This window comes from Sphingomonas sp. M1-B02 (assembly GCF_026167525.1).
Lineage (GTDB): Bacteria > Pseudomonadota > Alphaproteobacteria > Sphingomonadales > Sphingomonadaceae > Sphingomonas.
Map to the genome: position 1 here is coordinate 3,286,694 of NZ_CP110679.1, position 12,319 is coordinate 3,299,012.

At 62.7% G+C, this 12,319-nt stretch carries 16 protein-coding genes; 7 read left to right on the forward strand and 9 right to left on the reverse strand.

Annotated features, from left to right (window positions below):
• Positions 1 to 118 precede the first annotated feature (118 nt).
• A complete protein-coding gene (locus OKW87_RS15840) occupies positions 119 to 910 on the forward strand; it encodes a ZIP family metal transporter (protein WP_265540911.1) in 792 nt (263 codons plus the stop codon).
• A gap of 3 nt (positions 911 to 913) precedes the next feature.
• Here OKW87_RS15840 and OKW87_RS15845 read toward each other — a convergent pair whose 3' ends face one another.
• From OKW87_RS15845 to OKW87_RS15855, 3 genes are all read right to left on the reverse strand, one after another.
• Positions 914 to 1,051 carry a hypothetical protein gene (locus tag OKW87_RS15845; RefSeq protein ID WP_265540912.1) on the reverse strand — a complete coding sequence of 46 codons (138 nt, stop codon included), beginning with the start codon at positions 1,049 to 1,051 and terminating at the stop codon, positions 914 to 916.
• Positions 1,048 to 1,275: a hypothetical protein gene (locus OKW87_RS15850; RefSeq protein WP_265540913.1), complete on the reverse strand. Its 228-nt coding sequence runs from the start codon at positions 1,273 to 1,275 to the stop codon at positions 1,048 to 1,050. Before OKW87_RS15850 ends, OKW87_RS15845 begins: the two co-directional genes overlap by 4 nt.
• 67 nt (positions 1,276 to 1,342) lie before the next feature.
• On the reverse strand, positions 1,343 to 1,552 hold the full coding sequence (locus OKW87_RS15855) for a cold-shock protein (RefSeq protein ID WP_265540915.1): 210 nt from the start codon (positions 1,550 to 1,552) through the stop codon (positions 1,343 to 1,345).
• 219 nt (positions 1,553 to 1,771) lie between these two features.
• Here OKW87_RS15855 and OKW87_RS15860 point away from each other — a divergent pair, with 219 nt between their 5' ends.
• Positions 1,772 to 2,389, forward strand: a complete 618-nt coding sequence (locus OKW87_RS15860; RefSeq protein ID WP_265540917.1) for a hypothetical protein — start codon at positions 1,772 to 1,774, stop codon at positions 2,387 to 2,389.
• 44 nt (positions 2,390 to 2,433) lie between these two features.
• On the opposite strand, the gene OKW87_RS15865 is transcribed toward OKW87_RS15860, so the two are convergent.
• From OKW87_RS15865 to OKW87_RS15885, 5 genes are all read right to left on the reverse strand, one after another.
• Complete coding sequence (locus OKW87_RS15865) at positions 2,434 to 2,880, reverse strand: glycine zipper 2TM domain-containing protein (RefSeq protein ID WP_265540919.1); 447 nt, start codon at positions 2,878 to 2,880, stop codon at positions 2,434 to 2,436.
• Between the two features lie 104 nt (positions 2,881 to 2,984).
• Positions 2,985 to 3,143: a hypothetical protein gene (locus tag OKW87_RS15870; RefSeq protein ID WP_265540921.1), complete on the reverse strand. Its 159-nt coding sequence runs from the start codon at positions 3,141 to 3,143 to the stop codon at positions 2,985 to 2,987.
• Between the two features lie 177 nt (positions 3,144 to 3,320).
• Complete coding sequence (locus OKW87_RS15875; RefSeq protein WP_265540922.1) at positions 3,321 to 3,731, reverse strand: DUF3597 domain-containing protein; 411 nt, start codon at positions 3,729 to 3,731, stop codon at positions 3,321 to 3,323.
• An 81-nt stretch (positions 3,732 to 3,812) separates the two neighbouring features.
• Positions 3,813 to 4,208, reverse strand: a complete 396-nt coding sequence (locus tag OKW87_RS15880; protein ID WP_265540924.1) for a cupin domain-containing protein — start codon at positions 4,206 to 4,208, stop codon at positions 3,813 to 3,815.
• Between the two features lie 174 nt (positions 4,209 to 4,382).
• On the reverse strand, positions 4,383 to 4,583 hold the full coding sequence (locus tag OKW87_RS15885) for a hypothetical protein (RefSeq protein ID WP_265540926.1): 201 nt from the start codon (positions 4,581 to 4,583) through the stop codon (positions 4,383 to 4,385).
• A 291-nt stretch (positions 4,584 to 4,874) separates the two neighbouring features.
• Between OKW87_RS15885 and OKW87_RS15890 the strand changes: the two genes are divergently transcribed.
• Both OKW87_RS15890 and OKW87_RS15895 read left to right on the forward strand, forming a co-directional pair.
• The gene (locus tag OKW87_RS15890) at positions 4,875 to 5,447 is read left to right on the forward strand and encodes an SLATT domain-containing protein (protein WP_265540928.1); all 573 of its coding nucleotides are present in this window, start codon (positions 4,875 to 4,877) and stop codon (positions 5,445 to 5,447) included.
• 4 nt (positions 5,448 to 5,451) lie between these two features.
• Complete coding sequence (locus OKW87_RS15895) at positions 5,452 to 6,816, forward strand: reverse transcriptase domain-containing protein (RefSeq protein WP_265540929.1); 1,365 nt, start codon at positions 5,452 to 5,454, stop codon at positions 6,814 to 6,816.
• Between the two features lie 29 nt (positions 6,817 to 6,845).
• Here OKW87_RS15895 and uvrA read toward each other — a convergent pair whose 3' ends face one another.
• Complete coding sequence (gene uvrA / locus OKW87_RS15900) at positions 6,846 to 9,881, reverse strand: excinuclease ABC subunit UvrA (RefSeq protein ID WP_265540931.1); 3,036 nt, start codon at positions 9,879 to 9,881, stop codon at positions 6,846 to 6,848.
• A 261-nt stretch (positions 9,882 to 10,142) separates the two neighbouring features.
• Here uvrA and OKW87_RS15905 point away from each other — a divergent pair, with 261 nt between their 5' ends.
• The 3 genes from OKW87_RS15905 to OKW87_RS15915 all read left to right on the forward strand — a co-directional run bounded on the left by OKW87_RS15905 (position 10,143) and on the right by OKW87_RS15915 (position 12,301).
• The gene (locus OKW87_RS15905) at positions 10,143 to 10,280 is read left to right on the forward strand and encodes a hypothetical protein (protein WP_265540933.1); all 138 of its coding nucleotides are present in this window, start codon (positions 10,143 to 10,145) and stop codon (positions 10,278 to 10,280) included.
• 124 nt (positions 10,281 to 10,404) lie between these two features.
• Positions 10,405 to 11,859, forward strand: a complete 1,455-nt coding sequence (locus OKW87_RS15910) for a DNA methyltransferase (protein WP_265540934.1) — start codon at positions 10,405 to 10,407, stop codon at positions 11,857 to 11,859.
• 70 nt (positions 11,860 to 11,929) lie between these two features.
• Entirely contained in the window at positions 11,930 to 12,301 is a 372-nt protein-coding gene (locus OKW87_RS15915; protein WP_265540935.1) for a cupin domain-containing protein, read from the forward strand.
• Positions 12,302 to 12,319: the final 18 nt, after the last annotated feature.

Consider the following 12,319-nt stretch of genomic DNA (forward strand, 5'->3'; position numbering starts at 1 on the left):
AACCGACAAGAAAAGGGCCGCGGCGGAAAACCTGCCGCGGCCCTTTTTGTTTGGATCGACTGGCGTCGCCAGTGGTTGCTATGAGCGGACAAGTGCGTCCGTTTGGGGGAAGTGGCTCTTGGTCGATACAGGCGGGATCATAGCCGCGGGTGCCCTGGGCAGCCTGCTCGCAGGTTCGGCGACGGGGCTGGGAGCGATCCCGGTGCTGGTGATGCGCAAGCCATCTGACCAGCAGCAAAATCTGCTGCTCGGCTTCGCCGCGGGGGTGATGCTCGCCGCTTCCTTCTTCTCGCTGATCCTGCCCGCGATCGAAGTCGCGCAGGAGCAGGGGGCGACGCAGGTGATGGCCTCGGCGCAGGTAGTGGCGGCGGTGCTGCTGGGCGCCTTCGCGATCGCCAAGCTCAACGACTGGGTGCCCCCGCTCGACAAATTGGGGCTCGGGCCCCCAGGCATGGCGAGCGCCTCGGTGCGGCGGATCTGGCTGTTCGTCGCCGCGGTTACGCTGCACAACTTCCCCGAAGGCATGGCGGTGGGCGTCAGCTTCGGCGCAGGCGATTTCGACGCGGGGCGGGTTACTGCGCTGGGTATCGGGCTGCAGAATATTCCCGAGGGACTGGCAGTCGCGGTAGCGCTGATCAGTATCGGCTACAGTCGGGGCCGGGCGGCGCTGATCGCGGCGGCATCGGGACTGGTCGAGCCGGTCGCCGGGCTGATCGGGGTGAGCATCGTGACCGTCGCGCAGGCCTTCCTGCCCTGGGGGCTGGGGCTCGCCGGCGGCGCGATGGTCTATGTCGTGGCGTCGGACATCATCCCCGACGCGCATGCCCGCATCAACGGCGGCGGCAAGGTTACCACCGGGCTGATGATCGGGCTGGCGGCGATGATGTTCCTCGACACCACGCTGGGCTGACGATCAGCCGAGGATTTCGAGCACTGCCGCGCGCGCGACGGGATCGTAAGCGGGGCGCGGAAGCAGGCGCGGGAAGGGCAGAGCGGGCCGCGCGGTGCGGCGGGTAAGCTGGGTCTGTTCGATATTGCTGAAGAAGTTCACGTAGTTTCCTGTGTTTCCTGCTGGCGAAGCGCCTGCGCGGCGGCGGCAGCAGTACCCTCGCGGACGGCGCGGGCGCGCTCGGTGCGCTCCTGGCGGTCGGCCATCTGGGTCCATGCATAGGCAGCGCGCAGATTGCGATCGCGGACATTGTCGAGCGTGGCGGCATCGGCGTCGGTCTGTGCCTTGTCGGCATAGGTACGATAGGTGTTGACGAGATCGGCCACTGGGAATTCCTTAGATGGTCTGGAGAAAGCCGCGGCGGCGCCGATAGGCGGCACCGCCCGAGGCTCCTTATTCCGCCTGAATGTTGACCGCGGCCATCTTGCCCTTCTTGTCGGGCTCGAGATCGAAGGTGACGCGCTGATTCTGGTTCAGCGTCGACAGGCCTGCGCGCTCGACCGCGGTGATGTGGACGAACGCGTCCGGGCCGCCATTGTCGGAGGCGATGAAGCCATAGCCCTTGTCGGCGTTGAAGAATTTGACGGTGCCCTGCTGGGTCATGGGAATTTCCTTCGGCTGGGGGCGCGCCAGAGTGGGGCCCCTCGTGCTGCGAGGGCATAGAGAAGGAAAAAGGGCCGCAAAGCGCCAGATACCGTCAATTGCGACTGTAGCAGTCTTTATATGGGCGCATGGGGCCGGAAAAGCAAATCGGTGCGCGGTGCGGCTTGGCGGCGGCGCGGCGGCGTGCTGAAACGAGGCCAGTGACGTTTGGGGGCGCCCGTGAGTGCATTCGATTTTCTGTTTGCCGTTTTCTCGCTGCTGCTCGGGCTGGCGATGGCGGAGATATTAAGCGGCTTCGCCAGGGTCATGAAAATCCACGCACGGCACCGCGCGGGCCTTGGCAAGGACGTCCGCGTCGGCTGGCTGGTGCCCTTGATGGGGCTGTTCGTGCTGCTGAGCCAGCTGACCTTCTGGACCACCGCCTTTTCGATGCGCGACCAATTGCCGTTCAACTATGTGGTGCTGCTCTGCGTGACGGCGATCGTCGGCGGCTATTATCTGCTGTCGTCGCTGGTCTGGCCCGACGATCCGTTGAGCTGGCCGGACTTCGACGCATATTACGACCAGCACAACCGCTTCATCCTGGTCGGCAACCTGGCACTTACGCTCGCCGCGGCGGTAGCGAGCGGCTTCTATGCGCGGCCCGCGCCGCCGGTGGAAGAGACTCCGGTCGTGATCGTGGCGGTCATCGCAGTGTATCTGGGCCTGCTGCTCAACCTTATCCTGATCTTCGTCAAGCGGCGCTGGCTGAACGTCACCCTGCTGACCCTGTTGGTCGGCATGCAGATCTTCGGGCCCGCCGCCTTGCTCTATTCGGGCTTCAAGGCGGCGCAGTGAGCCCGGCGGCGCGCGCGAAGCGCGGCCGCCGGGTGCTCCCAGGCTTAGCGGCAGCGCACGTCGCGATTGTTGTTGCGACGGTTGTTGTCGTTGTTGCTGCCTCGATCGACGGCATTGCCGGCGACTGCGCCGAGCGCTGCGCCCAGAACGGTGCCGAGCACTTCCGAACCGCCGGGGGCGATAACGTTGCCGAGCACGCCGCCGGCGACGCCGCCGACGATCAGGCCAGTGGTGCCATCGTTGCGGCGGCAATAATAGCGGCCGTCCTGGCCGCGATAGACGCGCTCGTTGCTGCTCAACTGGCGCTCGCGATAGCGGCGGTCGTCGCGATAATAGCGGCCGGCGTCATAGCCGTTGTAGCTGGGATCGGGGCGATTCCAGTCATATTGGGAATAAGCGCTGTTCGCGCCATATCCCCCTCCGGAACCGTAGCTGGAGCAGCCGGCGACGAGGGTGGTGGCGGCCAACAGGCCGATTGCGGCGATGCGCATGACATTCTCTCCCTGGGTTGGACATCAGGGGAATGCAGGGACGGGCGGATAAGTTCCGGACCGGTCCGAAGTCGCCGCCGGCTCGCACGCCGGCGGCCTGGGCATCAGGCCAGAGCGGGCGCCTTGCGGGCGCGGCGGCGGCGCCGCTTGCGCGTCGGCTGGGCGATGGCGAAGAGGCGGCGATGGGTGGGCACGAAGGCGTCGAAGGCCGTGGCGGCGCCGCGGCTGATCTGGGTTTCGTCGATTTGCGTGAAGAAGTTCAAGTCATGTTCCTGTGAGGTGTTTGCCTCGGCCGGACTCGCGGCGCGCAGGGCCCGAGGGCCGAGTGCTGCGATGCGGTTGGGCGAGGGTGGCGCCGGGTTCCGATGTGGAACGTCCGTTGGGCGCCGGGTCCTTATGTGGGGGGCGGGTTAATATTTTCAACCCGCCCGTTCACCATGTCAGTCCTTCAGGCTGGTGGGGACATTCCCGCCATTCTTGGCGAGCTCGTTCATCACCGCCTTGTGCAGCCAGATGTTCATCTCGGCCGAGCCGTCCTTGGCGCCGGTGTAGCCGAGCTCGGTGGCGAGTTCCTTGCGGTTGTCGAGGCTCGAATCGAGGCCGAGCAGCTTCATCAGATCGACGATCGAGGTGCGCCAGTTGAGATCGGCGGTGCCGCGCTCGGTCTCGAAGATCATCAGCGTGGTCTCGACGTCGACCGGCTCCGGCGCCGCGGCGGCTGCGGGGGCGGCGCTGGGGGCGGGGGCGGGCTGGGTGACCGGGGGCGTTGCGGCGGGGGCCTGGGTGGGGGCTGCGGGCTTGACGACGGCCTTGCCGAAGATGGCGTCCTTGATGCTGCCGAAAATGCTCATGGCGATGCTCCTGCGTGCCGCGCCGGAATGGCGCTTCGCGGGGGACAACGCATTGCGGGCGCGTGCGTTCAGCGGGGGCGTTCAGCGGGGGCGGTGATCGGTACCTTCGCCGGGAGTGATGAAGATCGCGGTGCAGCTTGTGCCGGCGGGAACGTCGGCGGTGTGCCAGGTGCCGGGCGGGTTGATCGCATAGTCGCCCGCGGCGAGCGTGACGCTTTCGGTCGCGCCGTCGGCATGCTCCTGGTGGATCGTCATGCTGCCCGCGGTGCAGATCACCATCTCGGCGCCGTGCGGGTGGACCTCCCACGAGTCCCAGCTTTCGGTGAAGCTATATTGCGAGACGAGCCGGCCCTCGATCCCGTCGGCGGCGTGGCGTTCGCCGTAGGCGGCGTACCATTCGGGGCCGGTCATTTCGGGCTCGACCGTGGCGGTGGCGTTCAGGCCGAGATGGGCGGGATGGGTGGGGAGATGGGGCATAGGCTGGCCTTGCTGATCGGCGGGGCGGGGCGTCGAAAGTCACAGAAGGTCACACTAGGGTCACACTATCCGCGTTGCGTTGCGGGGTTCGGGGCCGTTCTAGTGCACCTTGTTTTTCAAAGCGCGATACCCGGCGCATCGACGACTCCGCGGCGGAGCGAAGCAGGTGAAATCCTATTTTGCAAGTGGGGCGTCGAAGGCTGGTGAATGAGTATAGCGTCCCCGAGATTCTTGCGAGCCGAGCCGGCCCTCGATCCCGTCGGCGGCGTGGCGTTCGCCATAGGCGGCGTACCATTCGGGGCCGGTCATTTCGGGCTCGACGGTGGCGGTGGCGTTCAGGCTGAGGTGGGCGGGGTGGGTGGGGAGGTGGGGCATGGCGCGGATGCTAGGATTTAGCGGAAGCTAAATCCTAGCACCGAAGGGCGCGCCCGGCCGGCGGCGCTACGAGCGCCGACCGACGACGCGGCTTTGCCGCGGCGGGACTAATATGCGCCACAGTGCGCGTTGCACATCTCTATCGAAGCGCCTAGAAACGCCTTGGGTGGGCGGAGCGGCTTAGGCCGCTAGTTTCGCGCAAGCGAGGCTGTTCTTACTTTCGAGCTAGTCTCAGTGTACGCTTTCTTCCTTGGAGGAAATAGTGATTCATTGTATGCGTCCACCCACCACATGAGCAAGTCGGACCCGATCGGTAACATATACATAACGTCCAAGGCTAGGATGGTAGCAGAGGCTCGTCTAAAGCACGCAGACCTTATGTCTCAAGTCTTGATGGCTTGGTACTCGGTATGTCTGATCGCTATTTCTCTTTTAGATTTGTCGCAAACATTCCGCGTCCGCGATGTGAGTGTTATGACAGCCATTCTTTCTGTCGCAGTACTTGCCACCTCGATTTTTATACCAGGTCAAAATTTTGGTATGCGCGCTGCCGGTTTCCGGAATTGCTATCTACAGCTTCAGCAGATTTATGGCTCTGCAGAAACGGATGACGCGAAGAAGGTTGCCTACACGGAGGCGCTTCCGCAGTTCGAGAATCATTTGCAGCGAGATTACGAGTGGGTGCTTTATCAGTCTTGGTTGTTTGGTAAGCCGCTCGCCGACGCTGACGGACCGGTAGAAGTAACCCGCGGCATAATCCTGAAGAGCATCATCAGGGTCGCTATGAGATGGAGCGTACTAGCGTCCCTCTTTGTTGCTCCCGTTGCCTTCGGATATTTGCTGCTCCTTCCCCGGCAGGTTTGAGGGGGTGCAGGAAGATTTCTTCTCGGTACTCGCAGCGACCGGTAAGCCCCTTACTCAAGATGATCACTTTCGTGCATCTTATCTGCTAGAGCTATTCCGCTCCAAAATTGCAAGATCGAAGGCTACTGGTAAGGATGGCGTTCGCATAACGCGGTTTCAAGACAAATTGGTGGAAGAGGCGGCGCTCATTGAGAAGCGATTTTTGTCTCGCTCATACCGGTTTACAACATTCAAAGAGCGCCTCATTCTACGCGGACCTGATCGTGCGCCGCGACAAATCTCTATCCCGACAGTGCGCGATCGGCTGGCGTTGCGAGCCCTTTGCCAAGTCGTCCACTTGTTTGTCCCAGAAACGCGCGGTGCGTCCCCGCACGCTCTGGTTAAGAAGGTCGTGGAAGCCGTTCAATCAGCCGATCACGGTTCGAAAGTGTTCGTGCGCATTGATGTAAAAGACTTTTTCCCGAGCGTTACGCACCCGATCTTGGCTAGAGAACTTCGCCGATTCGATTTGGGTCAAAACGTAAGCGAGCTGTGTATGGCCGCTGTGAAAACGCGAACGGGTGGTTCAGGTGAGCCTAGTTCCCGAGGCATCCCTCAGGGTCTAAGTGTTTCCGGTGCCTTGGCCGCGCTCTACATGGTCAAGTTTGATGAGAGTCAGGTTGCCGAGGGCCGAACGTATTTTCGCTACGTGGATGACATCCTTTACATATGCGAAAAGGACGAAGCGGACGATCTTTTGAAAACTGTAGCCCGCAAACTTAAGGCTAGGGGTTTGCTAATTCATCCAAAGGGTGTTGCGGGGAAAACTGAAGTATCACCGGTAGCTGACGGGATAGATTTCCTCGGATACAAAATATGTATTGAAAATGTCTCTATTAGAAAATCATCTTATAATCGAATGTTTAAGAACATTCTTAAAGTAATTACTAATTACAAATATAGTAAAAAAGACATTGGAAAGTTGCTATTTAGATTAAATATCAAAATAACGGGGTGCATCGTAGATCATGGTCGAAGAGGGTGGATGATGTTCTTTTCGTACACCGATGATGTTTCGCAATTGGCATTTTTAGATCGTTTTGTTGTAGACCAGCTAAAGCGTGCCGGATTTCCTAAAAATCGCATGGGCGATGTGAAGAAATTTGTTAAAAGCTATCATGAAATACGGTTTAATCTGAAAAATACCAAATATATTCCTAATTTCGATGAGTATGATTTGGATCAGAAAGGGAAAATAATAGTCGATATGACTTCTCACTCAGCAGAAGAAGTCGCTGGCTGGGATGTAGAGGCTATCGAGCGCGAATTTAGCAATATCATTTCGAGAGAAGTGCAGGATCTGGAACGCGACGTAGGCAATATATCCTAGAGCCTCCCATGATCGCATTGGCGGTATTCTTACTCCGCCGCCACCGTCTCGCGAACCGTCCCCCGCTCCAGCAACGGCGCCAGATACTTCCCCGTGAAGCTCCGCGGCTCCTTCGCCACCTGCTCGGGCGTGCCTTGCGCCACGATCTCGCCGCCCTTCACGCCGCCCTCGGGGCCCAGATCGAGCACCCAGTCGGCGGTCTTGATGACATCCAGGTTATGCTCGATCACCACCACGGTGTTGCCCTGTTCGACGAGGGCGTGGAGGACTTCGAGCAGTTTGCGGACGTCCTCGAAATGGAGGCCGGTGGTGGGCTCATCCAAAATATACAGCGTCTGGCCGGTGGCGCGGCGGGCGAGTTCCTTGGCGAGCTTGACGCGCTGGGCCTCGCCGCCCGAGAGCGTCGTCGCCTGCTGGCCGACCTTGACATAGCCCAGGCCGACTTCGGCGAGCATCGCCATCTTCTCGCGGATCGGGGGGACCGCCTTGAAGAATTCGTGGGCATCCTCGACGGTCATGTCGAGCACGTCGGCGATGCTGCGGCCCTTGAACTTCACTTCGAGCGTCTCGCGATTGTAGCGCTGGCCGTGGCAGACGTCGCAGGTGACATAGACGTCGGGCAGGAAGTGCATCTCGATCTTGAGCAGGCCGTCGCCGGTGCAGGCCTCGCAGCGGCCGCCCTTGACGTTGAAGCTGAACCTGCCCGGCTTGTAGCCGCGCGCCTGGCTTTCGGGGAGGCCGGCGAACCAGTCGCGGATCTGGGTGAAGGCGCCGGTATAGGTGGCGGGGTTGCTGCGCGGGGTGCGGCCGATCGGCGACTGATCGATGTCGATCACCTTGTCGAGATGCTGGAGGCCGTCGACCTTGTCATGCTTGCCCGCCAGGATGCGGGCGCCGTTGAGCGCGCGCGCGGCCGAGGCATAGAGCGTGTCGATCGTGAAGCTCGACTTACCCGAGCCCGAGACGCCGGTGATGCAGGTGAAGGTGCCCAAAGGGAGCGAGGCGGTGACGCCGCGGAGATTGTTGGCGGTGGCGTTGTGGACGGTGAGCTTCTTGCCGTTGCCTTTCCGCCGCTTGGCCGGGAGGGGGACTTCGCGGGTGCCGTTGAGATAGTCCGCGGTGATGCTGCCCTTGGTGGCGAGGACCTGCTTGAGCGTGCCTTGTGCCACGACTTCGCCGCCGTGGGCGCCGGCGCCGGGGCCCATGTCGATGACATAATCGGCGGTGCGGATCGCATCCTCGTCATGCTCGACAACGATCACGGTGTTGCCGAGATCGCGGAGACGCCGGAGCGTCTTGAGCAGCATGTCGTTGTCGCGCTGGTGGAGGCCGATGCTGGGTTCGTCGAGGACGTAGAGCACGCCCGAGAGGCCGCTGCCGATCTGCGAGGCCAGGCGGATGCGCTGCGATTCGCCGCCCGAGAGGGTGCCGCTGGTCCGATCGAGGTTGAGATAATCGAGCCCGACATTGTTGAGGAAGCCGAGCCGCTCGAGGATTTCCTTGAGGATGCGCTCGGCGATTTCCTTCTGCTGGCCGGTGAGGGCTTCGGGGAGGCGAGTGAAGAAGGCCAGGGCGTCGACTACGGAGAGATGGGTGGCGTGGCTGATATTCTCGCCGGCGATCTTGACCGCCAGCGCCTCGGGCTTGAGGCGGGCGCCGTGGCAGACTTCGCAGGGGTGGCTCGCCTGGTACTTCGACAGCTCTTCGCGCATCCAGGCGGATTCGGTCTGGAGCATACGGCGGTTGAGATTGCCGATGACGCCCTCGAAGGGTTTCTTCACGTCGTACGACTTCTTGCCGTCGATGAAGGTGAGGGTGACCGGCTTGCCGCGGGTGCCGTGGAGGAGGGCGTAGTGGATCTCCTCGGGGAGCTCCTTCCAGGGGGTGTCGAGGCTGAAGCCCAGCTCGCGGGCGAGGGAGCCGAGTACCTGCATGTAATAGGGGCTGGGCGGGTTGGACTTGGCCCAGGGAACGATCGCCCCCTTCTTGATCGTGAGCGCGTGGTTGGGGACGACGAGATCCTCGTCGAACACGAGCTTCTCGCCGAGGCCGTCGCAGGCGGGGCAAGCGCCTTGCGGGGCGTTGAAGGAGAAGAGGCGGGGTTCAATCTCGGCGATGGTGAAGCCGGAGACCGGGCAGGCGAACTTTTCGGAGAAGACGATGCGGTTTGCGGGGATGCCGGTGTTCTTCATGCCGCTTGTGTCCCCCTCCCGCTTGCGGGAGGGGTTAGGGGAGGGGCTGTCTTCGCCTTCAATTGCGAACGTCTGGGGGGCTTCCCGGACAGCCCCTCCCCCGGCCCCTCCCGCAAGCGGGAGGGGAGCGCCCATCGCTTGCGCAGTGGTGGTATCCACGAGATCGACATAGGCCAGCCCCTCGGCGAGCTTTAGCGCCTGCTCGAAGCTCTCGGCCAGGCGCGTGGCGATGTCGCCGCCCACCACCAACCGATCGACCACCACTTCGATGTCATGCTTGTATTTCTTGTCGAGCGCGGGGGCGTCTTCGATCAGATAGGTTTCGCCGTCGATGCGGACGCGCTGGAAGCCGGCTTTCTGCCACTCGGCCAGTTCCTTGCGATACTCGCCCTTCCGCCCGCGCACGACCGGGGCGAGGAGGAGCAAGCGGGTGCCCTCGGGGAGCGCGAGGACGCGGTCGACCATCTGGCTGACGGTCTGCGCGCTGATCGGCAGGCCGGTCACCGGGCTGTAGGGCACGCCGACGCGTGCCCATAGCAGCCGCATATAATCGTAGATTTCGGTGACGGTGGCGACGGTCGAGCGTGGATTGCGGCTGGTGGTCTTCTGCTCGATCGAGATTGCCGGGCTGAGCCCCTCGATATGATCGACGTCGGGCTTCTGCATCAGCTCGAGAAACTGCCGTGCATAGGCGCTCAGCGATTCGACGTAGCGGCGCTGGCCCTCGGCATAGATGGTGTCGAACGCCAGGCTCGACTTGCCGCTGCCCGAGAGGCCGGTGATCACCGTCAGCGTATCGCGGGGGATGTCGATGCTGACATCCTTGAGGTTATGCTCGCGCGCGCCGCGGACGGAGATGTGGGTGAGTGCCATGAGGGAGGTTTGTTCCAGATTTGTTCGTGATCGGCAAGCGCCGCGCGATGCGGCGGAGATGGGGATCAACTGCGCGGACGGCAACCGGTTCAGTTTGTGCCGGATCGGGGTTGGCGGGGGCGATGCGGGGCCGGTCGTTCAGCCGAGCGGGTAGGGCGCGACGCCCGTGTGGAGGAAGTCGTCGCCCCTGAAAAAGAGCCAATGGCCGCTTTCGCGGGCCAGCGCATAGGCGAAGCAATCGCCGAACTTGAGCCCCGCCGGATGGCCGCTCCCCTTGCCGATGCCGACGGCAATGGCGCGGCGGCGGCGGTGTTATTCGCGCAATCGGCGGCCGAGACGGTGCTGGGCGCGGGAGACTTCATGGTGGTGCCGCCGGTGGCGAGCTTGTCGCCGGCCTGAGCTGACGGCGAGCCGGTCCGGCGGATTCGGATTGCTCCACATCGGACGTCCGAAACGGCCCCAGATCGGCGTGCGGTGCCGATCGGCTTGGCTAGACTGCCCCCCGGCAGCGCTGGGGGGCGGAGTGAGCAGGCTTTATTATGGCGACAATCTGGACGTGCTGCGCGAGCATGTTCGCGACGAGAGCATCGACCTGATCTATCTCGATCCGCCGTTCAATTCGAACGCAGGCTACAACGTGCTGTTCAAGGCGGCGAACGGGGCGGGGACGGATGCCAGCATCGAGGCGTTCGACGATACCTGGACCTGGGGGGAGGCCTCGCAGAATGCGTTGCTCGACATTGCCGGGGGCAGCAACCGCAGGCTTCAGGTAATGATCGAGGCGATGCACAAGGCGGTCGGCCAGAATCCGCTGATGGCCTATCTGGCGATGATGGCGGTGCGGCTGGTGGAGCTGCACCGGGTGCTCAAGCCTAGCGGCAGCCTGTATCTCCACTGCGACCCGACCGCATCGCATTATCTGAAGCTGGTGCTCGATTCGGTGTTCGGCGCGGAGAATTTCCAGAACGAGATCGTCTGGAGCTATCGCCGCTGGCCTACCGTCGCGCGGCGCTTCCAGCGGATGCACGACATCATCCTGCTTTATTCGAAGGCGGACGGATCGCAGACCTTCAACACGCTGCTGGAGCCGCCGACCGCGAGCTCGCTGAAGCGGTGGAAGGGCAAGAAGCAGCGGGTGACCTTCGACGTGACGGGCAAGCGCAACCCGACGATCGAGGAGGCGGATGTATCGCAGGGGGTGGCGATGAACGCGGTGTGGTCGATCCCGATCCTGGCGCCGGTATCGCGCGAGCGACTGGGCTATCCAACCCAGAAACCCCGCGCCCTCCTCGAGCGAATCATTTCTGCCTCGTCCAACCCCGGCGACGTGGTGCTGGATCCCTTCTGCGGCTGCGGCACCGCGGTGGATGCGGCGCAGAAATTGGGGCGGAGCTGGATCGGGATCGACGTGACGCATATCGCGATCGGGATGATCGAGGATCGGATGCGCAGCGGCTATCCCGGCATCCAGTTCGAGACGATCGGCGTGCCGCGGGACCTGGCGAGCGCCGAGCGGCTCGCGGTGGAGGATCCGCATCAGTTCCAGCAATGGGTATCGTGGCAGGTGGGCGGTTTTCCGCGCGAGAAGAAGGGCGGAGACCGGGGCGTCGACGGCTGGTTCAACTATCTCGCGGCGAAGGGGCGGATCGAGACGGGGGTGATCAGCGTCAAGGCGGGGGACAATGTGACGCCCAACATGGTGCGCGATCTGGGCCGAGTGATGGAGCGCGACAAGCATCGCTTCGGACTGTTCGTGATGAAGGGGTTGCCGACCAAGGGGATGCGCGACGAGGCGGCGTCGCAACCGGTGATCGAGACCGAGTTCGGACGGTTTCCGGCGCTGCAGTTCGTCACGCTCGCCGAGTTGTTCATGGGAAGAAAGCCCAAGCTGCCGCCGCTGATCAGCCCGGTGAAGAAGGCGACGCGGGTGGAGACGCGGGCGTCGCATCTGGCGGGATCGCAGGGCAGCCTGTTATAGCGTCGCGGCGCGGCGGAACTCCGTTCCTCGGTGCCGGTTGTGCCCCCGACTCCATCGAAAGGGACACATCATGGCTGTCTTCAACAAAGACATGATCGAGCTGGCGACCAAGAACAAATATTTCCAGAAGGAAGTCTATCTGGACAAGAAAATCCAGATCGTCCTGATGAGCATCGAGCCGGGCGACGATATCGGCGAGGAAACCCACGACGCCGACCAGACGACCTTCTTCGTTGCGGGCGAGGGCCAGGCGGTGGTTGACGGCAGCCGCACCAAGGTGGGCCCCAACCGGCTGATCGTGATCCCGAAGGGCGCGAAGCACAACATCATCAACAAGGGCGACGAGCCGCTGAAGCTCTTTTCGGTCTACGCTCCGCCGGCCGAGGATCCGGGCGTCGCGCACAAGACCAAGGCCGATATGGAAGCCGCCGAGGAAGAGTGATCGGCTGGCGCTGGACCG